General features: G+C 64.5%; 22 protein-coding genes. 3 read left to right on the top strand and 19 right to left on the bottom strand.

The window, feature by feature from the left end; translation table 11 throughout:
- Window positions 1-27: 27 nt before the first annotated feature.
- From addA to H0241_RS07750, 11 genes are all read right to left on the bottom strand, one after another.
- Complete coding sequence (gene addA, locus H0241_RS07800) at window positions 28-3546, bottom strand: double-strand break repair helicase AddA (RefSeq protein ID WP_181056811.1); 3519 nt, start codon at window positions 3544-3546, stop codon at window positions 28-30.
- On the bottom strand, window positions 3543-6674 hold the full coding sequence (gene addB / locus H0241_RS07795; RefSeq protein WP_181056810.1) for a double-strand break repair protein AddB: 3132 nt from the start codon (window positions 6672-6674) through the stop codon (window positions 3543-3545). Before addB ends, addA begins: the two co-directional genes overlap by 4 nt.
- A complete protein-coding gene (locus H0241_RS07790; RefSeq protein ID WP_181056875.1) occupies window positions 6671-7369 on the bottom strand; it encodes a nucleotidyltransferase family protein in 699 nt (232 codons plus the stop codon). The genes addB and H0241_RS07790 overlap by 4 nt, the downstream gene beginning before the upstream one ends.
- 14 nt (window positions 7370-7383) lie before the next feature.
- Window positions 7384-8895, bottom strand: a complete 1512-nt coding sequence (gene tsaE, locus H0241_RS07785; RefSeq protein WP_181056809.1) for a tRNA (adenosine(37)-N6)-threonylcarbamoyltransferase complex ATPase subunit type 1 TsaE — start codon at window positions 8893-8895, stop codon at window positions 7384-7386.
- 8 nt (window positions 8896-8903) lie between these two features.
- Window positions 8904-11468 (bottom strand): sensor histidine kinase, encoded by a 2565-nt coding sequence (locus tag H0241_RS07780; RefSeq protein ID WP_181056808.1) that lies wholly within the window; start codon window positions 11466-11468, stop codon window positions 8904-8906.
- A gap of 187 nt (window positions 11469-11655) precedes the next feature.
- Window positions 11656-13056 carry an adenosylhomocysteinase gene (gene ahcY / locus H0241_RS07775; RefSeq protein WP_181056807.1) on the bottom strand — a complete coding sequence of 467 codons (1401 nt, stop codon included), beginning with the start codon at window positions 13054-13056 and terminating at the stop codon, window positions 11656-11658.
- Window positions 13057-13211: 155 nt separating this feature from the next.
- A complete protein-coding gene (locus H0241_RS07770; protein ID WP_181056806.1) occupies window positions 13212-13502 on the bottom strand; it encodes an HPr family phosphocarrier protein in 291 nt (96 codons plus the stop codon).
- Window positions 13499-13900 (bottom strand): PTS sugar transporter subunit IIA, encoded by a 402-nt coding sequence (locus tag H0241_RS07765; RefSeq protein WP_142868692.1) that lies wholly within the window; start codon window positions 13898-13900, stop codon window positions 13499-13501. The genes H0241_RS07770 and H0241_RS07765 overlap by 4 nt, the downstream gene beginning before the upstream one ends.
- Before the next feature lie 164 nt (window positions 13901-14064).
- Window positions 14065-14511, bottom strand: a complete 447-nt coding sequence (locus H0241_RS07760) for an HPr kinase/phosphorylase (protein WP_181056805.1) — start codon at window positions 14509-14511, stop codon at window positions 14065-14067.
- 3 nt (window positions 14512-14514) lie between these two features.
- Window positions 14515-16299 (bottom strand): stimulus-sensing domain-containing protein, encoded by a 1785-nt coding sequence (locus H0241_RS07755; protein ID WP_181056804.1) that lies wholly within the window; start codon window positions 16297-16299, stop codon window positions 14515-14517.
- 84 nt (window positions 16300-16383) lie between these two features.
- Window positions 16384-17085 (bottom strand): response regulator transcription factor, encoded by a 702-nt coding sequence (locus H0241_RS07750; RefSeq protein ID WP_010912942.1) that lies wholly within the window; start codon window positions 17083-17085, stop codon window positions 16384-16386.
- 346 nt (window positions 17086-17431) lie between these two features.
- Between H0241_RS07750 and H0241_RS07745 the strand changes: the two genes are divergently transcribed.
- From H0241_RS07745 to H0241_RS07735, 3 genes are all read left to right on the top strand, one after another.
- Window positions 17432-19042, top strand: a complete 1611-nt coding sequence (locus H0241_RS07745; RefSeq protein ID WP_181056803.1) for a phosphoenolpyruvate carboxykinase — start codon at window positions 17432-17434, stop codon at window positions 19040-19042.
- A gap of 81 nt (window positions 19043-19123) precedes the next feature.
- Window positions 19124-19558, top strand: a complete 435-nt coding sequence (gene arfB, locus H0241_RS07740) for an alternative ribosome rescue aminoacyl-tRNA hydrolase ArfB (protein WP_181056802.1) — start codon at window positions 19124-19126, stop codon at window positions 19556-19558.
- Window positions 19559-19689: 131 nt separating this feature from the next.
- Window positions 19690-20307, top strand: a complete 618-nt coding sequence (locus tag H0241_RS07735; RefSeq protein WP_181056801.1) for an alpha-ketoglutarate-dependent dioxygenase AlkB family protein — start codon at window positions 19690-19692, stop codon at window positions 20305-20307.
- Window positions 20308-20316: 9 nt separating this feature from the next.
- On the opposite strand, the gene H0241_RS07730 is transcribed toward H0241_RS07735, so the two are convergent.
- From H0241_RS07730 to hisH, 8 genes are all read right to left on the bottom strand, one after another.
- Window positions 20317-21312, bottom strand: a complete 996-nt coding sequence (locus H0241_RS07730; RefSeq protein ID WP_181056800.1) for a phosphatase PAP2 family protein — start codon at window positions 21310-21312, stop codon at window positions 20317-20319.
- A 169-nt stretch (window positions 21313-21481) separates the two neighbouring features.
- Window positions 21482-22441: a type I pantothenate kinase gene (gene coaA, locus H0241_RS07725; RefSeq protein WP_181056799.1), complete on the bottom strand. Its 960-nt coding sequence runs from the start codon at window positions 22439-22441 to the stop codon at window positions 21482-21484.
- A 132-nt stretch (window positions 22442-22573) separates the two neighbouring features.
- Window positions 22574-22897 (bottom strand): phosphoribosyl-ATP diphosphatase, encoded by a 324-nt coding sequence (locus H0241_RS07720; protein WP_181056798.1) that lies wholly within the window; start codon window positions 22895-22897, stop codon window positions 22574-22576.
- 9 nt (window positions 22898-22906) lie between these two features.
- Window positions 22907-23701: an imidazole glycerol phosphate synthase subunit HisF gene (gene hisF / locus H0241_RS07715; protein WP_181056874.1), complete on the bottom strand. Its 795-nt coding sequence runs from the start codon at window positions 23699-23701 to the stop codon at window positions 22907-22909.
- Window positions 23698-24534: an arginase family protein gene (locus H0241_RS07710; protein WP_181056797.1), complete on the bottom strand. Its 837-nt coding sequence runs from the start codon at window positions 24532-24534 to the stop codon at window positions 23698-23700. Before H0241_RS07710 ends, hisF begins: the two co-directional genes overlap by 4 nt.
- On the bottom strand, window positions 24531-25277 hold the full coding sequence (gene hisA / locus H0241_RS07705) for a 1-(5-phosphoribosyl)-5-[(5-phosphoribosylamino)methylideneamino]imidazole-4-carboxamide isomerase (RefSeq protein ID WP_181056795.1): 747 nt from the start codon (window positions 25275-25277) through the stop codon (window positions 24531-24533). Before hisA ends, H0241_RS07710 begins: the two co-directional genes overlap by 4 nt.
- 2 nt (window positions 25278-25279) lie before the next feature.
- Window positions 25280-25570: a DUF1330 domain-containing protein gene (locus H0241_RS07700; protein ID WP_181056794.1), complete on the bottom strand. Its 291-nt coding sequence runs from the start codon at window positions 25568-25570 to the stop codon at window positions 25280-25282.
- A gap of 5 nt (window positions 25571-25575) precedes the next feature.
- Window positions 25576-26226, bottom strand: a complete 651-nt coding sequence (gene hisH, locus H0241_RS07695) for an imidazole glycerol phosphate synthase subunit HisH (RefSeq protein WP_181056792.1) — start codon at window positions 26224-26226, stop codon at window positions 25576-25578.

Raw genomic sequence — 26226 nt, 5'->3', positions numbered from 1 at the left:
GCAGCCCTTCTTCAAGCAGAACTTGTGTCACGCTCCCGTGAGTCGGGCAAGGGCGTCGTCCATGGCCTCGGCCGGCAGTTCGATCAGCCTCGGCGCTTCGGTAAACAGCAGCGCTGCCGTCACCGCGCGGCCAGGATAAAGCGGCTTGAGCAGCGCGCGGTAGAGCGCCAGCTGCAGCACATAGGCCGGTGGCACCTGAGCCAGGCCCGCCGGCGCCGGCCGGTTGGTCTTGTAGTCGACGATCGAGACCTTTTGCGGCGTCACCGCCAACCGGTCGATCTTGCCGGAGATCGAGCGCAGTCTGCCCTTCACCACGAGACTGCCCATAACAGCGACTTCGGCGCGGGACGAGGGCGAGAACAGTTCGGCAAAACGCGAATCCCCAAGGATCGCCATCACCGAGGCCAGCGCCTTGCTGCGTTCGGCTTCAGTCCAGTCGGCGCCGGCACGGCTTAGATACTGCCCCGCCGCGCCTTGCCGTTTGTCCTCGGCGAAGCCGGGCAGCATCTGCAGCAGCTTGTGCAACGCCAGCCCGCGCATCACCGCAAAGCCGGGCTCCGCCTCGCTGTCGAGTACCGGCGAGCGCGTATCGACGACAGCCTCCTTGCCCTCGTCGACCAGGGCCGAGGCGCCGGAGGGCGACAGCGGGCGCGGCAGCTCCTCATAAGGCGGCAAGGCCCGAAACAGGTTCGCCGGCAGGGGCAAAACCTGTTGCGGCAGTCGGATCTCGTCGGCGGCGGCCAGCGCCACCGGCGGCAGCTTGGTCATGACGAAGCGGTGCACCGGCTCGCCGCTGGCGGGGTGGCTGCGCTCCGTGCTTTCCGGCGCGCCGGTCAGCGCACGGCTGACGATCGAATGCCATGTGCCGGTGCTGGGTGAGCGCTTGCCGTGATAGCCGCAGACGATCAGCCGGTCTTCGGCGCGCGTCATGCCGACATAGAGCAGCCGGCGGTATTCGTCGTCGGCAAGCTCCCGCGCCCGGGCGGAAGCCGCCTTGGAAAAGTCGTTGGCGACATCGGCGGCCGAGCGCCAGAGGTAGCCCTTGCCGTCTAAGTTGCGGCCCGACCCTTGGAACGGCATCAGCCGCGGCAAATGCTGGTCGCTGAACGGCGCCGAGCCGCCATCGACCAGGAAGACGACAGGCGCTTCCAGGCCCTTGGCGGCGTGTACGGTCATGACGCGAACCTCGTCGCGCGTCTGGTCCATCTCGCGCTTGATCTCCGGGCCGGTGTTCTCCAGCGTCGCCAGGAAGGCTTCCAGTCCCGGCAGTCCCGTCCGTTCCTCGGCGAGGCAGAAGCTCAGGAACTCGTCGAGAATATCGCCGGCCTCCGGGCCGAGCCGGGCGATCATCTTCTTGCGCAGGCCGTCGCGCGCCAGCACGCCGGCATAGAATTCGAACACCGGCCGGAACGCCGCCTCGTTGGCCCAGCCGTCGAGCCGGGTCACGATAGCGACCAGCGCGGCATTGTCGCCGGCATGCTGCCGCAGCGATGCGATCAGCGATGTCGCGGCCGGCCTTCCCGCGCCAAGCGCAAAAAGCGTCTCTTCCGACACGTCGAAGATCGGGCTGCGCAGCACGGCGGCGAGCGACAGATCGTCCTGCGGCTGGATGAGGAAATGGCCGAGCGCGATCAGGTCCTTGACCGCGATGTGGCCGGGCAGGCTCAGCCGGTCGGCGCCGGCGACCGGGATATCGCGGTCTTTCAGTGCCCGCGACAGTGCATGCACGAAGCGGTCGCGCTTGCGCACCAGCACCAGAATGTCGCCGGCCCTTAGTCTGCGGCCCTTGCCCTCGATGATCTCGCGGTCCTTGAGCCAGGCCTGGATGGTCGCCGCCACATGTTCGGCCACCCGCACCGCCGGCGCGCTGGCGTGGTTGACCGGCAACGTCCAGTCGTCGGGCTCCTCGACAGCATCGGCGCCGAGCGACGGCCAGACCTCGACATAGCCGGGCGCGTCGTTGCGGATCGCCTTGTGGTCGAGCGGATCGGGGTCGTGGCTGATGCCCCGCCGCACGCCCGGATCGGCAAAGACGCGGTCGACGGCGGCAAGCACGTCGTCGGTCGAGCGGAACGACCAGGTCAGCTTGAGGTCGGCAAACGAAGCCTCGGCATCACGCACGCGTCCGGCAAACAACAGCCGGCTGTCGGCAAAGGAATCTGGCGCCGCACCCTGGAACGAGTAGATCGACTGCTTCTCGTCGCCGACGGCAAACACCGTGCGATTGGCCGTGCCGCGCTGGCCGTGGCCGGCGAAAAACTCCTCCGCCAGCCGCTTCACCACTTCCCATTGGTCGGGGCTGGTGTCCTGCGCCTCGTCGAGCAGGATATGGTCGATACCCTGGTCGAGCTTGTACTGCACCCAGGGTCCGGCATCCGGCCGCGCCAGAAGATTGACGGTACGCGTGATCAGATCGTTGAAGTCGAGGAAGCTTCGACCGCGCTTCAGGCGCTCGTAGCGCACGATCAGCCAGTCGGCGATGGTCAGCGCCGCGACCGTGCCTTCCAGCATTCTGAACAACGCCAGCCGGTCCGAGACCTCTGTTATCGCCTTGACGGCCGTCAGATAGCGTTCGGGAAGATCGGGCAGCCGGTCGAGCAACGCCTTCTTGAACGCCTTGGCGGGATCATAGGGGGCGCCATCCGCCTTGAGGAAAGCCTTGCCCAGCATCTGCAGCCGGCGGATCGGGTCTGTCTCGGCAAAGGCCAAGCGGGCATAGGGCAAGAGATTGTTGAGCACGGTGCGCGCGTCGGCGGCTTCGGCGGCGCTGGCGAACACTGCGAAGAAGTCCGGCAGGAAACCCGGCAGCGGCCAGACCGATGCCGCTATGTCTTCGGCGCTCTGCCCCGCGCGGAAATGGAATTCGTCGAACAGGGCCTGAAAGCCTACGCCCTCGCGCCTCACCGCATCGATGAAGCCGCGTAAGCCGTCGCGCTTGCGCACGATTTCGGCGAGCAGCGCGTCGAGCCCGTGTTCGCCGCCGCGTTCCAGCACGGTGGCGAACGCTTCGGCCAGTCCGGCGTCTCCGGCGGACGTCCCCGAAATCATGTCGCGGCGCGCGGCGGCGAACAGCGAGGCCTCCATCTGCGGATGGAGCAATTCGAAATGCGCCGGGATGTTGGCCTCGAGTGGGAACTGGTGCAGCACCGATTCGCAGAAGGCATGGATGGTCTGGATCTTCAGCCCGCCCGGCGTCTCCAGCGCTTCGGCAAACAGCCGGCGCGCCCGGCGCATGGTGTCGCGGTCGGGTCGGCGATCGTCCAGCGCCTCAATCTTTGTGGCAAGCTCGGCATCGCCCAGCGCCGTCCATTCCGACAGGGTGGAGAACACACGGTTCGACATGTTGGCGGCGGCCGCCCGCGTATAGGTCAGGCACAGGATCTTCGACGGATCTGTGCCGTTGAGCAGCAGCCGGATGACGCGCTGCGCCAGCACATGGGTTTTCCCTGAGCCGGCATTGGCCGACACCCAGGCCGAGTTCTTCGGGTCGGAGGCGCGCGCCTGGCTGGCGGCGGTTTCGCTGGGGATGGGATAGGCCTTTTTCATGCCTCCCCCGCCTCGTCATCGCTGTCGCCGCCGGCCGACCATTCGAGCACGCGGGCCAGATGGTCGTAATCGCCGTCGCTCTCGCCCTCGCGAAACGGCAGTGCCCGCGACAAATAGCCGGTCGCCGGATCGGCATAGTGGACCAGCAGCTTTTCCAGCCGCGCCCAGGCCTCTTCGGCAAGGTCTTCGGCGGTCCTGGGCTGGCGGTTGTAGTCGAGGATGGATTCCTCGAACACTTCACCATTCGGCTTCAGCCGCACGAATGCAAGCTGCGAGGGTTCGCGGGCGCCAAGGGTTCTGAAGGCGCCGCGCCGAAGCAGCGCGCCTTCGAGCGCCAGCTGCGGCGCCAGCAGCGTGTGCGCCTGCGCCTTGGACGGCGAGGAGCCTGTCTTGTAGTCGAGAATGTCGGCCATCCCGCCGGCTAAAAGGTCGATGCGGTCGGCATAGCCGGACAGCGTCACGCCCGTGCGGCCGACAGTGCTCTTTTCGGCGCGCTCCTCGGCATGCCGCCGGGCGACGGCGGGAGCCCGGCCGCGCTCCCATTCGATGATGTTGGCGGCGAGTTTTTCGAAGCGCGGCCACCACACGGCCTCGACATCGGCGGGAAGGGCTACATCTGCAAAGCATCTGCGGCCGGCCGAGATAAGCCTCTCCAGAGCTTCCGGCACGCGCGGGTCGGCAACCTCGGTCGAGAACAGGTGCAATATATCGTGAAACAGCGTACCGCGCTCGGCGGCACCGGGGTCGCGGATCACCGGCTCGAGCGGCAGGAGGCCGAGGATGCGCCTGGCATAGACCGCATAGGGGTCGCGACGCAGCGTCTCGATCTCGGTGACCGAGAAATGTTGCGGCCGGACAGAAAGCGGCGGCTTCGGCTGTGGCCGCGGCGCGAAATGCTGCCGCTCGCCGGCATCCAGAGCGCGAGCCCAGGCGAGCAGCTCGTCGCCACGCCCGCGCAGCACGGTCGCAGGGTCTTTGCCGATGAAGGTGAGGATGCGCTGCAGCCAGCGTGACGGCACGGCCGGCGCGTCGCCGGCACGGGCGGAGCGCGTCAGCACCACTTTCTTCGCCCCCATCGCCATCTGGAAATCGTGGGCGGCAAGACCGATGCGTCGCTCCGGCGGCTCAAGGTCGATGCCGGTCTTCATCAGCCGCGACATGAAGCGGTCGCTTTCCGGCTTGCGCGGCCACACCCCTTCGTTGAGCCCGCCAATGACCAGCGTGTCGACATTCTGCAGCCGCGCTTCCAGCGCCCCCCAGATGGCGATGTTGCGGTCTGTGCCTTGCCCTGGCTTGACCGTCTCCGGTGCCACTAGCGCATCCATCACATCGGGCCATTCGTCGGCGGCGAAGTCGAAGGACGCCGAGGCGGCGACCACGCCACGCAGCAGTTCGGCGAGTTTTTCGCCCGCATCGCCAGCGTAGAGTTCGGCGAGACTGCCATCGGCCGTGCGGCCGAGATTTTCCACCGCGGCGACGCTCGCCTTGGTCAGCGCGACGAGATCGGCGTTCTCTTCGCCACGAAAGGCGGTCAGCGGCGCCAGCGCCGTCGCGAGCCGGCTCAGCAGCTCGCGGGCTTCCTCGATGCCGCGCACGCTCAGGCGTGAAAACCAGAAGGGCTGGCGCTTGTCGCCGCTCAGGCCAGCGAGACGGACCTCGAAAAGCGTCGCCAGCGAGGCGATGTCGGGGCGCCCGGTGCCGCCGCGCAGCGCCACCAGTTCGATGAGCTCGGCGGCATGGCGCACACCGGTTCGCTCGAGGCCGAGACCAAGCAGCGGATGCTTGAGCAGCGACAACAGGCCGACGGGATCGCCGGGCCGAAATACGGCTTGAAGTGTGAGCCGCAGCAGGCTGGCGGCCGGGGTGTTGGCGAGCGGCGTGCCACCGGAATCGTCGGCGGTGACGCCGAAGCGCAACAGCTCGGCCGAAACGCGTCGTGCCAAGGCCCGATCGCCGGTGACCAGGGCTGCCCGCTGCCCCGGCTGTTCGACAGCGGTCTTCAGCGCAATGGCGATCGCCACAGCTTCGTCGCGTTCGCTGGCGGCTTCCACGAGCGTCACATCGGCGAAGGCGTCGGCAACGTCGCCGGCCTCGAAGCGGATGCGGGTCTCGGCCCATAATTCGGTGGTTTCCGCCGGCCGCAGAGCCTCGCCGACAAGGGCAGCACGCAGCGCCAGCACGGGCGCTGCTGCCACCACCTCATCGATATCACCGCGCAGCACACCGATCTTGCCGATCAGCTTGGCCATGCCGTATTGCGGATGGCCGAGCAAAGCAGGCCGCGCGCCTGGCGCTGCAATCGCCGCAAAGGACAGCTCGTCCAGCATCCCATCGAGACCGGGCAGCACCACGGCGCCGTTGGGCAGGCCGGCGACCGCGGCAAGCAGTTCCGCCGTGGCCGGGATCGAACCGGTCGAGCCGGCGGCGATCACCGGGCCTTTGGGCGGGTTGCGTTCCAGCCGCTTCGCCTCGCGCCGGATCAATGCATTGCGGTGCGCGGCCGGGTTGGAGCGGTCGCGCTCCTCCAGCAATTTCGGCCAGGCGTCAGTGACGATGCGGAGGAAATCAAGCGTCACCAGCCACCAGCCGGCAAGATTGCCGGTCACCAGATCGGCAAGCCTGGTCCAATCGGTGCCTTCGGTTTCGATCTCATCCATCAGCCGGGCAAGGTCGCGCGCCAGCCAGATCGCATCGGCGGCGGAGGCCGGCACGACGATCTCTTCGTCGAACATAGCCAGCACATGCGCCGGCAAGGTACGCTTCCACGCCCGTACCAGCGGCGCCAGAAGCAGCAGGCATTCGGTGGCCGCGATCGGCGGTGCCATCTCGAGCTCCGTGGGCGCGCCGGCGTCGAAGGCGGCTTCGTCCTCGTCGAACTCGCCGAGCGGGCGGATGACCGGCAGGATCGCCGAACGGCGGCCGGCCCCGGAAAGCGCGTCGACAAAGGCGCCGCGCAGCGCGCGTGCCGCACGCCGTGTCGGCACATAAATGGTGACATCGGCCAGCGCCAGCGGGTCGCCGTCGAAGCGGAAGCCGGGCACCAGCCGTCCCGCCAGCAAGGCCTCGGCCAGAGTCGGCAGGAATGGCGCTCCGGGCGGGATCGAGAGGACGCGGCGCGAGCCGCTCATACGGCCCTTGCGAGGGCGACCGCCGCTTCCGCCTGCGGAATGGCGTCGGGCGTGCCGACAGTGATCCAGCGGCCGCGCATCTGCATGCCGAACAGGCAGCCCGCTGATATCGCTTGGTCGAAATAGGCGTTGAGCGAATGTGCCCCTGTCGGCGCACCTTCAAAGATGCCGGGATTGATGATCGCCGCTCCGGCATAGATCAGCCCGGTGGGGTCGCCTTTCGAGCGCCGCAGGCCGCCATCCGGCGCCATCAGGAAATCCGTGCCGACACTATGGCCGGTCGCCGAGTCGAGATCGGTAAGCATCAGCAGAATATCCATTTTCGCGCCGTCCCATGCAAGAGAAAGGCGCTCGAGGCTGGGCTGGCCGCTGTCGATCCAGAACGTGTCGGCGTTGATGATGTAGAAGGGTTCGGCACCCAGCAGCGGCAATGCCTTGACGATGCCTCCGGCGGAATTCAGCAGCGCGTCGCGCTCGTCGGAAATGACGATTTTCGGCGCCTGCCTGTGGGCGACATGAGCGACGATCTGGTCCGGCAGATAGTGCACGTTGACGACAGCTTTCTCGACGCCGGCCGCTTCGAGACTGTCCAGTCCCCAGTCGAGCAACGTCTTGCCGGCGATCTTCACCAGCGGCTTCGGCATGGTGTCGGTTATCGGCTGCATGCGCTTGCCGAGACCCGCCGCCAGCACCATCGCGGTGGTCAGGGTCACAGCGTGCGTTCCTCGAGCAGGCCGTGCGCCATATAGAACTCCTTCAGCTGGGACAGCGCCGGGTGCGCCAGCGCCCGCCTGAGATAGTCGCGGATGCGCGGCAGGTGTTTCAGATAATAGGGCTTGCCGTCGCGCTTTTCGAGCCGCACGAAAATGCCGAGGATCTTCGAATTGCGCTGTGCCGCCATGATTGCGTACGCCTCGCGGAAACCCGCCTCGTCGAAGCCGCCGGCGGCATGGCGCGCGGCAACATAGGCGTCCACGGTCCGTTGCTCGATCTCAGGCGAAACGGTAACGCGGGCATCCATGGCGAGCGATGCGACGTCATAGGCGGCAGGGCCGATCAGCGCGTCCTGGACATCGACGATACCGAGACGGTCATGACCGGTGCGGTCGCCGCGCCAGATGATGTTGGGCGAGTGGAAGTCGCGCAGCATCAGCGTGTAGTCGCGTTCGTCCAACCGGTCGAGAGCCGCGTTCCATTCCCTGTGATAGCCGGCGCGCAAAGCCTCGCTGGCCGGGGCGCCGGTGACCATCGGCACATACCAGTCGACCAGCAGATCAGCCTCGATCAGCATGGCGTCGCGATCGAAGGGCGGCACGTCGTGGAAGACGCCTGGCACGGCCTCCATGCGCTGTGGCCAGGTCTTGCCATGCATCATCGCCAACAATTCGGCCGCCGCCGCGTAACGCTCGGCCACCGGCTCGCCGCTGCCATCGAGAAAGCCTTCCGAGCCCAGATGCTCCAGCAGCAGGAACCCTTGCTCGAGATCCTCGGCGTGGATTTCCGGGACGCTGACGCCCTGCGCCAGCAGCGCCTTGTCGATGGCGACGAAGGCGGTCACCGACTGCGCGGTATGGGCGATCACCGCATAGGGTTTGCCGTCGCGCACCGGCGGTCCCAGCACCAGCCGTGGCGAGTTCATCAGCACACGCGGCGCAAAGCCGGAGAGCGAGACGATCTCATAAGAACGCGCCGAGGCATCGCCGACGAAATGCCGCCGCGTTGCTTCGCCCCAGCCGGCCGTTTCGAGGAAATCGCGCATCGCCAGCGATCGCGTCACGCGTTCGAAGGCGGCACCTTCGCCCGACAGCCGCGCCATGCGGCCTTCGCCCTGATGGACGAGTTCGATCCAGATCGACGTCCTGGGCAGCGCGGCCTCCGCCCGTTCCGGCCACTCGACCAAAGCAGCGCCCTGCAGCAGCGCTTCGTCGAAACCCAGTTCGTCGATCTCGCCGGCCGAGGACAGCCGGTAGAGATCGAAATGATGGACGGGAATGCGCGTGTCGTAGCTTTGCACCAAAGTGAAGGTCGGGCTCGGCACGTCGAGGCCGGCATCGTCGGCCAGCGCCCGGATCAGCGCCCGCGCCAGCGTCGATTTGCCGGCGCCGAGATCGCCCTTGAGCGCCAGCACGTCGCCCGGCCGCAGGGCCATGGCCAGGTCTTCGCCGAGCCTTGCCGTCGCAGCCTCGTCGGCGAGAAAACGCTCCAGCACAGCAACAGTCATCGAGCGCGCTACTCGGCCGCGGCGCGGATGCCCGACGGTGCATCGGGGAAGGTGCAGATAACGGTGGTGCCCTGGTCCTTGCCGGTCTCGATGCGGACATTGCCGCCATGCAACTCGACAAAGCTCTTGACGATCGACAAGCCTAAGCCGGCGCCACGCCGGCGTCCGCCATTGGTGCGCGGCTCGAAGCGGCGGAACACCGAATCGAGCAGGTCTGGTGGCATGCCGGGGCCGTCATCGTGGACGGAGAACTCCACGCCTTGCTCCAGATGGCGGCAGGCCAGCGTGATCGTGCTCGCCTCCGGCGCGTAATTGGCGGCGTTGCTCAACAGATTGTAGAGGATCTGGCGGACCCGGGTCTCGTCGCCATGGAAACTCTTCGGCGCTGCCGCGGCGTCTATCTTGAGCTTGATCGCATGCTCGTCCAGCCGGTCGGCGACCAGTTCTGCGGCCGCCTGGATGGTGCGCTCGACGCTCACCTCCGAAATGTCGAGCTGCATGATGCCGGCGTCGACGGTGGCGAGGTCGAGTATGTCGTTGACGATGGTCAGCAGCACCGAAGACGACGAGCCGACATGCTCGACATATTCGCGCTGCTTGGGGCTGAGCGGCCCGGTCGCCGGCAGCGACAGCAGCTCGGTGAAGCCGATAATGTTGGTTAGCGGCGAGCGCAGCTCATAGGAGACATGCTGCACGAACTCGTTCTTCAGCTGGTCGGATTTCTGCAGCGCCTCGTTCTTGTCCTTCAGCGCCCGCTCGACATTGACGCTGTCGGTGACGTCGACGAAGGTCATCATCACCTGCCCGTTGGGCAGTGGGATGACGGCGTAGCTGAGCACGGTGCCGTTGTTCAGCTCGGTCTGGCCGTGGCGATCGCGGCGCTCGTCATCGAAGCCGGTGATGGCGGCGACGAAGCCGCCCCACGGGCTGTCGATGGCGCGCTGGTCGCTGAGATCGCGGATCGCCGAGACATGCACGTTGGGCTTGACCACATCCGGGCTCAGCCCCCACAGCGCGACAAAGGCCGGGTTGGACAGGCGCAGCCGGCCGTCAGGGCCGAACACCGCAACGCCTTCAGCCAGATTGTCGAGCGTCTCGCCCTGGACCCTCACCGCGGTCTGGTAGCGGCTTTCCAGGTCCATCTTCTCGGTCAGGTTCTCGAACACCCAGGTCACGCCGCCCTTCGGCTGCGGGTTGGCGACCACGCGGATGGTCTTGCCGTCGGGCAGATGCCACCAGTGCTCCTGCGATTCAACCGCGCGGTAGGCGTTAAGCAGGCCCTCCTTCCAGCGTCGCCATTCCGGCTGCTCGGCGATCTTGCCTTCGCTGCGCAGCCGGTCGAGCAGCAGCGCATTGTCGGGTGCGCTGTGCAGGAAGCCAGAGTCCAGTCCCCACAGTTTCTGGAATGCCTGGTTGAAGAAACGCAGCTTCTCGTCGGTGTCGAAGATCGCCACCGCAGTGTTGAGCTGGTCGAGTGTGTCGGCATGGCTGCGCACCGTGCGCTCATATTCGCCGCGGATGGTTTCGGTGGCGCTGGTGTCGCAGGCGAGGCCCGCCGAGCCGTCGGCGCCGGCGAAATCGGTGACTGCGAAGACGCGGCGGTCGCCCTCGATCACCGTCGATAGCGTCTGCTCGAAAACCGGACGCGATTGGTGCTGCGCGGCGATCTGTTCGCGCGCCTGGCCGCCGAGGAATTCCTTGGCTTCGCGCACGGCGGTTTCGGCGCTCGAGGCCTCGACCGCTCCGGCATAGGCGCGGTTGACCCATTTCAGCCGTCCGTCGGCGGCGCGCAGCCATGCCGGCATCGGCAAGGCGTCGAACAGGCCGATCATGGTGTCGTAGTCGGCGGCAAGCCGCTGGTTCTCGATCTTCAGCCTGGCCTGGCTTCGCTGCGTTTCCGACAACGAGACAAAGCGCACCAGCACGTGCGCGGCGCTCTTGCGACCGTGCACTTCGAGCGGCGCCCCGGCCTGCGATTCGATGACGAGGTCGAAGGGTTTCGCTTTCTCACGCAGCCCCGCGACGGCATTTTCGAGAGCCGCCGCCGAGCGCGGCATCAGCCAGCGGCCGAAGGCGAGGAACGCCGCGCGGTCCTCCGGCGCACCGCTTTCGAGCGGTAGCGTTCCGATCAGCTCGGGCTTCTTGTTTTCCGAAGCCCAGACGATCACGCGCTGGTCGCGCAGATTGAGCAGCGCCTCGGAGCGCTGCAGCGCCACATTGACGTCGGCGATGCGGGCTCGGAGCTCGACATTCTGCGCCGAGGTGCGAGCCCTTTCGCGGATCAGGAAGATGGCCGAGACCAGAGCGGCGCCCATGACGCCGACGAACATGGCGAGCTGGATGACCTCGACTGCGCTGACCGACAGCCCGGCTTTCTGCGCAATGGCCGGCTCGGCATGCGCGGCAAATGAAGTGAGCGGACCGGCAAGCGCGGACGTGGCGAGAAAGCTCGCGACGCGGGAGCCGACGCGCCTCTGCAGGCCACCGCCTGCCGTGGCGGAGCCAGTGATCTCGGAATCGTCGTGGCCGCCGGAAACGGCCCATCCCGCGCGAGGCGGGTTTTCCCCCGGCATGTCTTGGTCCTCTTCGCCGCCTGAATGCAAGACCGCCCAGCTGCGTGCGCCGGCCCTCGTCCCCGGCCCGCGAATCACCACAATAGCGCGTGCTGGAATCGGCGTGAAGAATCATTCAGCGCAAAAAAGAAGCCGGGCGAAATGTCAATCGCCCGGCTTCAATATCTAGTGGTAATTTGCGCTATGCTTAATAGCGGTAGTGTTCCGGCTTGAACGGACCCTGCGGAGTCACGCCGATATAGGCGGCCTGTTCGCCGGACAGTTCGGTCAGGCGGGCGCCGAGCTTGTCGAGATGCAGCCGTGCCACCTTCTCGTCGAGATGCTTGGGCAGCACATAGACCTGGTTCTGGTACTGGCCGGGCTTGGTGTAGAGCTCGATCTGCGCCAGCACCTGGTTGGTGAACGAGGCCGACATGACGAAGCTCGGATGGCCGGTGGCGTTGCCGAGGTTGAGCAGGCGTCCCTCGGACAGCAGGATCATCCGCTTGCCGTCCGGGAAGGTGATCATATCGACCTGCGGCTTGACGTTGGTCCACTTCAAATTGCGCAGCGACGCGACCTGAATCTCATTGTCGAAGTGGCCGATATTGCCGACGATCACCATGTCCTTCATCGAGCGCATGTGGTCGAGAGTGACGACATCCTTGTTGCCGGTCGTGGTGATGACGATGTCGGCGGTCGGAGCCGCATCTTCCAGCGTGACGACTTCAAAGCCGTCCATCGCCGCCTGCAGCGCGCAGATCGGATCGACTTCGGTGACCTTGACGCGGGCGCCGGCGCCCTTGAGCGAAGCCGACGAACCCTTGCCGACGTCGCCATAACCGCAGACGACCGCGACCTTGCCGGCCATCATGGTGTCGGTGCCGCGGCGGATGCCGTCGACCAGCGATTCCTTGCAGCCATATTTGTTGTCGAACTTCGACTTGGTGACCGAGTCGTTGACGTTGATCGCCGGGAAGGGCAGCAGGCCCTTCTTCTGCAGCTGGTAGAGCCGGTTGACGCCCGTCGTCGTCTCTTCGGTAACGCCGCGGATGGCTTCCTTCTGCTTGGTGAAGAAGCCGGGCGACGCCTTCAGGCGCTTCTTGACCTGGGCGTAGAAGTATTCCTCTTCCTCGCTGTGCGGGTTGGACAGCACGTCCTCGCCGGCTTCGGCGCGGGCGCCGATCAGAATGTACATGGTGGCGTCGCCGCCATCGTCGAGGATCATGTTGGAGAGGCCGCCATCGGCCCACTGGAAGATCTTGTCGGTGTAGTCCCAGTACTCCTCGAGCGACTCGCCCTTGACGGCGAACACCGGGATGCCGGCTTCGGCGATCGCCGCCGCGGCATGGTCCTGGGTCGAGAAGATGTTGCACGAAGCCCAGCGGATATCAGCGCCGAGCGCCTTCAACGTCTCGATCAGCACGGCCGTCTGGATGGTCATGTGCAGCGAGCCGGTGATGCGCGCGCCCTTCAGCGGCTTCTTGTCGCCGAATTCCTCGCGGCAGGCCATCAGACCCGGCATTTCGGTTTCGGCGATATCGAGTTCCTTGCGGCCCCAGCCGGCAAGCGAAATGTCGGCGACCACATAGTCCTTGCTACCTGTCATGGCAGTGCTCCGGTGTGATTTGTCTTCAGGATGCGCCTGCGCCACACGGCGCGTCGAAGGGCGCGGGAATGCCGGCTTGACTAGCAGATCACCGGTCAGACGACAATGGGATATAAAGAAATCTTTATGCGCGTATGTGTTTTAGAGGGCACGGTTCAGCACTCTTCGCCGAAGCGTGAAGCGACCAGCTGCTCCAATGCGTCCATCGCCGCCACGGCCTCCGTGCCGCTGGCGGTGACGCGGATCGAATAGCCGGGACTCGCCGCCAGCATCATCAGGCCCATGATCGAGGTGCCGCCGACCTTGAGTCCGTCTTTTTCGACATGGACGGTGGCGTCGAAGCCGCTGGCGACCTGGACGAACTTGGCCGAGGCGCGCGCATGCAGGCCGCGCTGATTGACGATCGGGAACTCGCGCACGATCTCAACCGGCGACAGCGCGTTCATTTGCTGCTCAGGAGCTGGCTGGCGACGTTGATGTATTTGCGCCCGGCGGCCTGCGCCTCATCGAGCGCGGCCGCCATGTTGTCACCCTTGCGGATCGACGACAGCTTGATCAGCATCGGCAGGTTCATGCCGGCGATGACCTCCGTGCGGCCGGATTCCATCACCGAAATGGCGAGGTTGGAGGGCGTGCCGCCGAACATGTCGGTCAGAACGATGACGCCGGTCCCGGTGTCGACGCGGCCGACGGCGTCGACGATATCGCGCCTACGCTGCTCCATATCGTCATCGGCGCCGATCGCCACGGTTTCGAAATTGTCTTGTGGCCCCACGACATGTTCCACGGCATGGCGGAACTCGGCGGCCAGTTGACCGTGCGTTACAAGCACGAGTCCGATCATTCTATGGTGGCTCCCGTCATCGCCGCTTCACAGGCGCTTTTTATGCTCGCCGGCCATCCCAGGCGGCGGGAGCGCTATCTTGTCGACGCGCGGCGCGTTGACAAGCCCAAAATTGCGCCGACCTACGCCATTTTGACGCATTGCAGCAATAAATCGAAACCGGATCATGCGAAAGCCGCGATCGACAGCCGCGCCATTACGGCCGGCAAGGCCGTCGCAACGTTGCGCTCGATGAGATCGATCCGCGGTACCGGACAGCCCGCGATCGGCTCGCTGAAATCTTCCTGAAAGCGGTCCCTCTCATGCTTCGGCACCAACCGGATATGGAGGTCGATGACCCCGCTTGGCTCGAACGACAGCGGCCGTGGCATGAACCCTGGCACTTCCGCGAGGCCGGCAATGGTGGCGGGTACGCGGCAGACCAGCCGCCCGGCGTGAGCGGCCGCAAGCAGCCTGTCGTCCCCGATCAGCCGTGAAAACAGGCCGCGCGCCCGACAATGGTCGATGAGCACCAGCGCCAGTGTCGTCTTGCCGGCGCCGGACGGTCCGGTGATGAGCACACCGCGTTCGCCGATGAGCAGCGCCGTTCCGTGAATATTTTCCGCTTTCACGGATCAGCCTTCGGCCGGCAGCGTCACCACGAAGCGCGCACCCTTGATGTCGCCGGGCTTGGTGCCCGGGATGTTCTCGGCGGTCAGCGTGCCGCCATGGGCTTCGACGATCTGCCTGGATATCGACAGGCCAAGCCCCGAATTCTGGCCGAACGCCTCGCCGGCCGGGCGGTCTGTGTAGAAGCGCTCGAAGATGCGGTCGATGGTGTCGACCCGGATGCCAGGACCGTTGTCGTCGACGGTGACGATGTTGACCTTGCCCGCGCGCGCCAGGGAAATGGCGATATGACCGTGGTCCTCCGGCACGAAGGAGCGGGCATTCTCGATCAGATTGGTGATGACCTGGCCGATCCTGAGGTCGTGGCCGGTGACGAAGTAGCCTTTGACGCCTTGCGGCAGCTTGGCGGCCTTGAACTCGATCTCGACGGCCTTCTTGTTGCGCGTCGCCTCGCGCGACACGGCGACGAGGTCAGTGATGAATTTCTTCAGATCGACGGTCGCGGCATCTTCCCGCGCCAGTTCGGCGTCGAGGCGCGAAGCATCGGAAATGTCGGTGATCAGCCGGTCCAGGCGCCGGACATCGTGCTGTATGATCTCCATCAACCGGCCGCGTGAATTGTCGTTCTTGGCCAGCGGCAGCGTCTCCACCGCGCTGCGCAGCGAGGTCAGCGGGTTCTTCAACTCGTGCGAGACGTCGGCGGCAAAACTTTCGATCGCCTCGATGCGGGCATAGAGCGCATTGGTCATGTCGCGCACCGCGATCGACAGATTGCCGATTTCGTCCTGGCGGTCGGAAAAGTCGGGGATTTCCTCACGGTTCTTGACGCCGCGCCGCACCCGCACCGCCGCCGCCGACAGCCGCCGCAGCGGGTTGGCGATGGTGGAGGCCAGCAGCATCGACAGGATGGCGGTGACAAGTGCCGCAATGCCGAACACGCGCAAAATCGCCTTGCGTTCGGCGGCGACGATCTTGTCGATGTCGCCACCTTCCGTCGACAGCATCAGCACGCCGAGCACGGCACGAAAGCGCTGGATCGGCACCGCCACCGAGACGATCTGCTCGCCCTGTTCCGAGACGCGCACGATGGTCGACGGGCTGCCGGTCAGCGCCTTGACCACTTCGGGGAAGGCCGCACCGTTGCCGCCGGGCTGCTCATGGTAGACAGGCAGGTCCTTGTTGCGGAAGAAATCGAAGACGAATTTCTGCACCCGCTCCAGCATATCCGGCTGCTCGTCCTCGACCGGCGGCAGGTCGTAGCGCAGAATCTGGCCGCGCGAATAGAGATGGCGCGAATCGAGCAGCAGATTGGCGTCGCGGTCGTAGATGCGGGCGCGCGTGCGCGTCGGCGAAATCAGCCGCCGCAGCACCGGCGCGACGCGCTCGGGATTGATCGGGAAATCCAGATTGTCGAGCTGGTCGGAGCCCGGCCCCAGGCTTTCACCGGCCTGCAGTTCGAGCAGTTTTTCCGGATCGATGCTGATCGAATCGGTTTCCACCGTCGCCGACGCCGCGATCGCACCGGCGATGATCTCGCCTTGTGTCATCAGGCTTTCGACGCGGGCGTCGATAAGCCCGTCGCGGAAGGTGTTGAGATAGAGGATGCCGGTAACCAGCACGGCGAGGCCGGCCAGGTTGAGGAACAGGATGCGCCGGGTCAGGCTGGAAAAGATGTGATGGCCGAGGAAGCGGCGCATCGGCACCGTGATCCTCGACAGGAATGCGGGCATAATCCTGGACGGCCGCCTGCCGGCGCCCGCCCGTCTGCCTCGCTCTACGTCCACTGCCATCGAATAGCAGCTCCCGGCTAGTCTTTGGTTTGATGCATGCCGTTGTCCCAAAACCGGGACCACTTTTGGGCGACATGCACTAACTTAAGCTTCGCGGAACCGGTACCCGACTCCGTAAAGCGTTTCGATCATTTCGAAGTCATCGTCGACGGCCTTGAACTTCTTGCGCAGCCGCTTGATGTGGCTGTCGATGGTGCGGTCGTCGACATAGACCTGCTCATCATAGGCTGAATCCATCAGCGCATCACGGCTTTTTACCACGCCGGGGCGCTGCGCCAACGAGTGCAGGATGAGAAATTCGGTGACCGTCAGCGTCACCGGCTCGCCCTTCCAGGTGCAGGTGTGGCGTTCCTGGTCCATCACCAGCTGACCGCGCTCGAGCGAACGGGCCTGCTGGCTGGGCGCCTTTGCCGCAGCCTCGCGGGCACTGGCACGGCGCAGCACGGCGCGCACCCGCTCGACCAGCAGGCGCTGCGAGAACGGTTTGCGGATGAAATCGTCGGCGCCCATCTTGAGGCCGAAAAGCTCATCGATCTCGTCGTCCTTAGAGGTCAGGAAGATCACCGGCAGGTCGGACTTCTGGCGCATCCGGCGCAACAGCTCCATGCCGTCCATGCGCGGCATCTTGATGTCGAGGATGGCGAGATTCGGCGGACGCGCCGCCAGGCCCTCCAGCGCCGACGCCCCATCCGTGTAGGTCTCGACGCGATACCCCTCGGATTCGAGGGCAATCGAGACCGACGTCAGAATGTTGCGATCGTCATCGACAAGCGCGATTGTTGCCATTTCAAGCGGCTCCCTCATGAGCTGTCCCTTCTGTCTTAGAGAAGGGGCTTTTGCAGGACAAATTAGGTACAAAATGTGGCACAGGCTCCATCCGCTGTCGCGGACGGCTTGCCGGCGGCCCCAATCGCACCTCTACACGGATTGGACGAACACTGTGTGCCAATCCTTTGGGCAACCAATGTGATTTTTTGCACATATAAACGATTTAAACAACTTTCAAAATTTTTAAATCGATTAATGATTTGATATCATTCGGGTTTTCTGGTTCTGACCGTCTCAGCCCCCATCGCGGGCATGCCGGAAATGCGCCGGCAAAGTGCGGCGAATCCAGAAGAAGGGACCCTTGATGTCGGAAGTCGGCAAACGCAATTCTGCCTGCGCGATCGATCGTATCGGCCTGAAAACCACCGGCACGGTGCATTATAATTTTGGTGCGGCTGCCCTTTACGAGGACGCGATCCGCCGTGGCGAGGCCAGGTTGACCGCCGGTGGAGCGCTGCTTGCCGAGACCGGCCAGCACACCGGCCGCTCGCCGAAGGACAAGTTTGTCGTGCGCGATGGCGCCACCGAGGCACATGTCTGGTGGGACAACAACAAGGCGATTTCGCCGGCCCAGTTCGAAACGCTGTTCGCCGATTTCCTTGTCCACGCCGCGGACAAGGATCTGTATGTGCAGGACCTCGTCGGCGGCGCCTATGCCGATCTGAAGCTGCCGACGCGGGTCATCACCGAATTCGCCTGGCACTCGCTGTTCATCCGCAACCTTTTGATCCGCCCGCAGGCTGCCGAGCTGGAGCAGTTCGTGCCGGAGATGACGATCATCGACCTGCCGTCCTTCCGCGCCGATCCGGCCCGCCACGGCAGCCGCACCGAAACGGTGATCGCCGTCGATCTCACCCGCAAGATCGTTTTGATCGGCGGCACCTCCTATGCCGGCGAGATGAAGAAGTCGGTGTTCACCATGCTGAACTATCTGCTGCCGGAAAAGGGCGTCATGCCGATGCACTGCTCGGCCAACGAAGGCCCCGCCGGTGACGCTGCAATCTTCTTCGGCCTGTCGGGCACTGGCAAGACGACGCTGTCGGCCGACCCGTCGCGCACGCTCATCGGCGACGACGAGCACGGCTGGGGCCCGCACGGCATCTTCAATTTCGAAGGCGGCTGCTACGCCAAGACGATCCGGCTGTCGGCCGAGGCCGAGCCGGAAATCTTCGCCACCACGCAGCGTTTCGGCACGGTGCTGGAAAATGTCGTGCTCGATGCCGACCGCGTGCCGGACTTCAACGACGGCAGGCTCACCGAAAACACGCGCTGTGCCTATCCGCTCGACTTCATCCCCAATGCCTCGAAGAGCGGACGCGCCAGCCATCCCAAAAACATCATCATGCTGACCGCTGATGCCTTCGGCGTCATGCCGCCGATCGCCAGGCTGACTCCGGCGCAGGCGATGTATCACTTCCTCTCCGGCTACACCGCCAAGGTGGCCGGCACCGAAAAAGGCGTGACCGAGCCGGAAGCAACCTTCTCGACCTGCTTCGGCGCCCCGTTCATGCCACGCCACCCCAAGGAATACGGCAATCTGCTGCGCGAGTTGATCGCCCGCCATGGCGCCGATTGCTGGCTGGTCAACACCGGCTGGACCGGCGGCGCCTATGGCACCGGCAAGCGCATGCCGATCAAGGCGACGCGCGCCTTGCTGGCCGCCGCGCTCGACGGCTCGCTGAAGGCGGCCGGCTTCCGAACCGATGCCAATTTCGGCTTCGAGGTGCCGGTGGCCGTGCCTGGTGTCGACAGCGCCATTCTCGACCCGCGCTCGACCTGGGCCGACAAGGCGGCCTATGACCGTCAGGCCGCAAGGCTGGTCGGCATGTTCGCCGTCAACTTCGAGAAATTCGAAAGCCATGTCGATGCCGTCGTGCTCGGCGCCGCGCCTCGCCTGCAGGAAGCGGCGGAATAGACGAGGTCCCGACCCATCCTTGAAAGGCCCCGGTCTCGATCGGGCCTTTTCTTTTTTGATCCGCCGCGCCATGACTGCGGCATGCCGATCGACGACATCATCATTGCCGACGAAGCCGTGATCCATACGGGCGACCTGCACGAGGATTTCATCCGCTCGTCCGGTCCCGGCGGCCAGAACGTCAACAAGGTGGCGACCGCCGTGCAATTGCGCTTCGACGCCGCCAATGCGGCCGGCCTGTCGGAACGCGTGCGCGCGCGCACGATCAAGCTTGCCGGCCAGCGCGCCACCAAGGACGGCGTCATCGTCATCGAGGCAGGCCGCTTCCGCACCCAGGAGCAGAACCGGGCGGATGCGCGCGCAAGGCTGACCGCGCTGGTCGCCAAGGCCGCCGAACCGCCACCGCCGCCGCGCAAGAAGACGCGGCCGTCGAAGGGTGCGGTGGAGCGGCGGCTGAAAAGCAAGGCCGGGCGCGGCACGATCAAGAAGCTGCGCGGCCGGGTAGAGAACGATTAAACGCCGGCCGGATGTAGTCCGCCCCCGACGCCTGACCGAAACCGGTCCTGTCGACAAACGGCGGCTTTCGGGTCGCCGTTTTTGTTTGGCGGTGGCATTGTCGGCCTTTCAACTGGAGGAACCGCTGAGCCATGCTCGTTCTGCCCAAAGGCGTCCGCCATATGCCTGGTTACTTGTCCCGCGCGGCGCAGGAAGCGCTGGTCGAAGCGGTCAGGACCATCGTGCAGCAGGCGCCGCTGTTCGTGCCGGCCATGCCGCGCACCGGCAAGGAGATGAGCGTGCGCATGACCAATTGCGGCTCGCTCGGCTGGGTCACCGACAAGGAGCTGGGCTATCGCTACCAGCCGACGCATCCGCTGACCGGGGAGCCATGGCCGCCGATCCCGGACGCGCTGATGCAATTGTGGGAGCAAGTCTCCGCCTATCCGCATCCGCCGGAAGCCTGCCTGGTCAATTTCTATACGCAGGACGCCAAGATGGGCCTGCACCAGGATCGTGACGAGGCCGATTTCTCGGCGCCGGTGGTCTCGGTATCGCTTGGCGACGACTGCCTGTTCCGGGTCGGCCAGACGACGCGCGACGGCGGTACAAAATCGTTCAGGCTGAAAAGCGGCGATGTCGTCGTGCTCGGCGGCGAAGGTCGGCTCTGCTTCCACGGCGTCGACCGGATTTATCCGTCGACCTCGGCGCTGCTGAAGAATGGCGGCAGGATCAATCTGACGCTGCGGCGGGTCAATCGGCCGAGCTGAAAAAAGCCATCACTTGGCGGAGTACGGCACCGCAGAAGCGTTGCGCGACCGCCATTTCGCCTGAAAAATTTCCCGCCAAAACCTTGCTTCAGCGGCGCGTGTGGCGCCAGCATCGGCATCTTGAAAGGATAGACGCGAGAGAAAGATGCAGGCGAGCGCCACGAAAACACCGGCAACGACATCGATGGCGAAATGTCCCCCGTGGCTGATCGTCGATACCGCCATGGCCATATTTAGTAATGCCACCGGGGCCCAAAGATAGCGTGATCCCCATGCCGCCCAGGTACAAAGCACGGCGCCGGCGACATGAACTGATGGAAACGTCAGCAATCCCTGAATACGATCCAGGCCCATTTCGAACACAGGTTGGGTGCGCACTGCTCCGAATTCCGAAAGATATGCAACGCCAAAATGAATATTTATGTTCTTTAGGTCTGACTGGTGGAGACCATAAAAATGGAAAGCTCCCTCTGATGGGAACCAGATGCTGATGACGCTCGATACAATAACGATCGCCGCGTAGGCGGAAACCATGGCGCACGCTCTGTTGACACCGCCCGCAAGGGCAAAATAGGCCGGTATCAAGAATAGCTGAGGCCCAAAAGAGGTGTAGGCGCCAAACAATAAGCCTGCCAGCAGCGGTCGGTTGTCGATGGAGACGATGAAGGGCCGCCAGTGAAAACCTATCGCGTGATCCATTGCTGACAGCCAGCCGTCCGCAATCGGAAGATTGAATCGCATGCCCGCGTATGAGATCGGCAGCAGGCCGAAATTGAGGGCTATGAAAAGGAAGATCGTCTCAACGATCGGCTGCAATCCCTTGAGACGACGAAGTCGACAATAGACGACGAGTAGGAATTGCACGCTAAGCAGAAAACCCAGGGGCTTGATGCTGGCGAGGTTTATCTCGGTACGTGTCGCCAGCAGCACCACGAGCATCAGCGACACAGTAGCCAGTGTTACCGTCGCCAGAATGAGAATTGCTCGATTGTTCGCAGCAAACATCGCCCGCCACCTTTGAAAGGCATCCCTGCCCGCCAAACTATAGGCTTGTGACCGTAACCACTCCTGAACGTTACGGTAATAGCGCGTCTATTGCCTGCCCAAGCCCGCGGATCAGGTGCAACAATAGGCAAGTCTGGGTTAAGATGACTTTAAGTTATAGCCTTGGATTTCACAGTTTCCTGAGCGCCACTTCCTCGACCAGGTGATTGGCGCCCTTGCGCAGGATGAGGTCGGCGCGCGCCCGTGTCGGCACGATGTTCTCGCGCAAGTTCTTCAGGTTGATGTTGGCCCACAGCCCTTCGGCGATGGCGCGCGCGGCGTCTTCCGATAGCTGCGAATAGCGGTGGAAGAAGGAGTCCGGATTGCGGAAGGCCGTCTCGCGCAGCCGCATGAAGCGGGCGATGTACCAGTGGTGGATCAGTCTTTCGTCGGCATCGATGTAGATGGCGAAGTCGAAGAAATCCGACAGGAACGGCACGATCTTGCCGTCCTTCGGCAATTTGCCCGGCTGCAGCACGTTGATGCCTTCGAAGATTAGAATGTCGGGCCGGTCGATGGTGACGAACTCGCCGGGAATGACGTCATAGGTCAAATGCGAATAGACCGGCGCGCGGACATTGCGCTGCGCCGACTTGATGCCCGACAGGAACCTGAGCAGCGCGCCGACATCGTAACTGTCGGGAAAACCCTTGCGCTCCATCAGATTATCGCGCCGCAACACCTCATTGGGTAAGAGAAAACCGTCGGTGGTGATGAGGTCGACCTTGGGGCTCGACGGCCAGCGCGCCAGAAGCTCCTTGAGCACGCGTGCCGTGGTCGACTTGCCGACCGCCACCGAGCCGGCAATGCCGATGATGAATGGCGTCTTGACCACGTCCAGCGCGTTGAAGAAGGCCTGGCGCTGGCGAAACAGCAGCTGGCTGGCCTCGACATGCGCCGACAGCAGCCGCGACAGCGACAGATAGATGCGCTTGACCTCTTCGAGGTCGACCGGGTCGTTGAGCGAGCGCAGACGGTTGATCTCGTCTTCGCTCAGCGTCATCGGCGTGTCGGCGCGGAAGTTCGACCATTGCTCGGCCGAGAAGAAACGATAGGGGGAATATTTCTCGGTCGGAGCGAGCTGGTCCATCGAGTTTCCTGCCCTCTAGAGCATGATGCCGAAAAGTGTGAAGCGGTTTTCGGACGACATCATGCTCCTTCATCAAGTTTAGAGACGGATTCAGATTTCAGGCCTCGGCCTGAAATCATCCGGCTCTAGCGGTCAACCCTTCGACCGCGAAGCCTTTTCGGCGACGCCCGAACGGCCGGTACGGCCCTCGAGCTCGCGCAGTACGTCGTCCAGCGGCACCCCCGCAATCCCGAGCACGACAAGCCAATGATATATAAGATCGGCACTTTCGGAAACGAGGGCTTTTTTGTCGCCCGTGACGGCGGCAATCACCGTCTCGACCGCCTCCTCGCCGAGCTTCTGCGCCGCCTTGTCCATGCCCTTGGCGAACAGTTTTGCCGTCCACGAGTCCGGGTCGCCGGACTGGGCGCGTTCGTGGATGATTTTTTCCAGGTCGGACAGCGAAAATTCAGCCATTTGCGCCGTTTAAGGCCGATCGACAGATGAGTCCAGCCGCATCGGCAGCCCGGCCTTGGCCATATGCGCCTTGGCTTCGGCGATCGTGTACGTGCCGAAATGGAAGATCGAGGCCGCTAGCACAGCACCGGCATGGCCGTCGCGAATGCCCTCGACCAGATGATCGAGCGTGCCGACACCGCCCGATGCGATGACCGGCGCGCGCACGGCATCCGCAATCGCGCGGGTCAGCGCAATGTCGTAGCCGGCCTTGGTGCCGTCGCGGTCCATCGAGGTCAACAGAATCTCGCCGGCGCCGCGATCGACCATTTTTCGCGCGAATTCGATCGCATCGATGCCGGTCTTCTCTCGGCCGCCATGGGTGAATATCTCCCAGCGATCGGCTTCATTTGGCGCCGACACCCTCTTGGCGTCAATGGCGACGACGATGCACTGGTTGCCGAACTTGTCGGCGGCTTCCGCGACAAAGTCCGGGTTCTTCACCGCCGCCGTGTTGATCGACACCTTGTCGGCGCCGGCCAGCAGCAGCTTTCGGATGTCGGCGACCTGGCGCACGCCGCCACCGACGGTCAGCGGCATGAAACATTGTTCGGCGGTGCGGGCGACGACGTCGAAGATGGTTTCCCGGTTGTCGGACGATGCGGTGATGTCGAGAAAGCAGAGTTCGTCGGCGCCGGCCGCGTCATAGGCTTTTGCCGCCTCGACCGGGTCGCCGGCATCTATGAGATCGACAAAATTGACGCCCTTGACGACGCGGCCGTTCTTGACGTCGAGGCAGGGGATGACGCGCGCCTTCAGCATCAGTCCTTCTCCATCGTCGCCAGCAGCTCGGTGAGCAGTTCGCCGACCAGCGGCGGAACCTCAGCCTGCGCGTCGAAGGCCGGATCGTAAGCCGAGATGGTGATGCCGGAAATCGGCAGCAGGCCGGCCATGCCGCACACCGCCTGGCGCAGCTGTTTCGGCTCGGGGCCGCCCGGCGTGGTGTAGCGGTTGGCTTGCAGCGCCTCGGGGTCGTGCACGTCGAGGTCGAGATGCAGGTGCACCCGCTTTGCGTCCGGCGCCTTCAATCTGCCGCAGGCCATGGCCCAGTTGGGGCATTCGGTGCGGATGACCGGCAGCGTCTTCAACAGCTCCGTTTCGGCGGGGTCGAGGTCGCGCGCATTGACCAGCACGCAGCTTGCCGGATCGATCGCCTTGAAGCCTGGGATGGCCGATGCCATCGGCTTCCAGCACAGCCCTAGGACCGTCGCCAGCGCCATGCCGTCGAGAAAGCCGTAGACGGACGTTTCCGGCGTGTTGAGATCGCCATGCTGGTCGGCCCAGATGATCGCATCGGCACCCTCGCCGGCGACAGCGCCGGCTGATGTCAGGCAGTTGCCGGCCAGCACGATCGGAAACCGGCCGCGGTCGATGGCGATGCGGACTTCGCCGGAGACGGCACTGCAGACCGCAAAGCCGGTGGCGATCTCACGTTCCTGCTCCTCGCCCACCCTGCCGATATCGGTAACGACGACGTCATGCCCGGCCAATGTCAGCGCATCGACGAGCCCGCCAGAAATCAGCGCGTCCGGGCCTTGGCCCATGCCGCCGTGATAGTGGCCGCTGTCATAGGAGGCTAGGATGATGGAGATTTTCAAGATCGGGTCTCCATTGCCGCGCCTTGCAGCACCGCCAGCGCCTCGGCCGGATCGATGCGCCCGTCATAGAGCGCACGGCCGGAGATCGCGCCTTCGAGTTTTTTGGCGTCGGGCATGGTCATGCGCACGACGTCGGCGATCGAGGCGAGCCCGCCCGAAGCGATGACCGGGATCGACACTGCGTCGGCGAGGTCGATCGTGGCATCCCAGTTGATGCCGGTCAGAACGCCGTCGCGGTCGATGTCGGTGTAGATGATGGCGGCAACGCCGGCACCCTCGAATTTCTGTGCCAGTTCGATGACGCCGAGGCTGGAGGCCTCGGCCCAGCCCTCGACCGCCACCTTGCCGCCCTTGGCGTCGACGCCAACGGCGATCTTGCCGGGGAATTCCTTGCAGGCTTGCTTCACCAGGTCGGGATCGCGCACCGCCACCGTGCCGAGAATGACGCGCGCCAGGCCGCGGTCGAGCCAATCCTCGATCTGCGCCAGCGTGCGAATGCCGCCGCCGAGCTGCACCGGGTTTTTCGTCGCCTTGAGGATGGCGCCGACCGCCGCGCTGTTGACGCTCTGGCCCTTGAAGGCGCCGTTGAGGTCGACGACGTGCAACCATTCAAAACCCTGGTCCTCGAAGGCCTTGGCCTGGGCTGCCGGGTCGTCATTGTAGATCGTCGCGGTCGCCATATCGCCGTGCTTCAGCCGCACGCATTTGCCGTCCTTGAGGTCGATGGCCGGAAATAGGATCACAGTCAGGCACCCTCGACGATGACGAAATGGCCGGTCGAGGCGGCGAGCCTGTATTTCGACGCCTCCTGATACTCCGGCGAGTGATAGCAGGCGACGGCCACATCGTAGGACTCGAACTCCACCAGCACATGGCGATTGCCTGTCGGTTGCTCCGGGTTGGCATAGCGCCCGGACCGGACCACGAATTTCGCCCCGTATTTGGCAAAAGCCACGGCATTCGCCGCAATATATTGCTTGTAGACCTCGGGGTCGCGAACATCGACCATAGCCATCCAATAGCCCTTCTTGCTCATGGTTCTCAGGGCCTCCAGCGCAGGAAATTGGTGATCAGCGCCAGGCCGAGCGCCTGGCTCTTTTCGGGGTGGAACTGCGTGCCGGCGAGGTTGCCGCGCGCGACGGCCGCCGTCACCGCGCCGCCATAGTCGGCAACGGCCAACACTTCGTCGGCCTTTTGGGCATCGAGGTGGTAGGAATGGACGAAATAGGCGTGCAGGCCCTTGGCTCCCGTCGCAATACCGGAAAACAGCGGATGCTTACGGCTGAGATCGATGGTGTTCCAGCCGATTTGCGGGATTTTCAGCACTGGATCGGCCGGCGTGATCTCCTTGACGTCGCCGGCAATCCAGCCAAAGCCTTTGGTCACGGTCTTTTCCAGGCCGCGCTGCGACATCAGCTGCATGCCGACGCAGATGCCGAGGAACGGCCGCGCCTTGGCGATCGCCACCTCCTCCACCGCTTCCCACATGCCGGCGACGCCGCGCAGGCCGGCCGCGCAATCGGCATAGGCGCCGACGCCGGGGAGCACGATGCGGTCGGCGCTGCGCACCCGTTCGGCATCGGCGGTCAGCTCGATTGTCGCGGCAATGCCGGCCTCATGCGCGGCGCGCTCGAAGGCCTTGGTGGCCGAGCGCAGATTGCCCGACCCGTAGTCGATGATAGCAACCCGCAT

It is taken from the genome of Mesorhizobium neociceri, from assembly GCF_013520985.1.
GTDB classification, from domain to species: Bacteria; Pseudomonadota; Alphaproteobacteria; order Rhizobiales; family Rhizobiaceae; genus Mesorhizobium; species Mesorhizobium neociceri.
The sequence above is the reverse complement of the archived record's forward strand: the minus strand, read 5'-3'. Positions and strand labels throughout refer to the sequence as shown.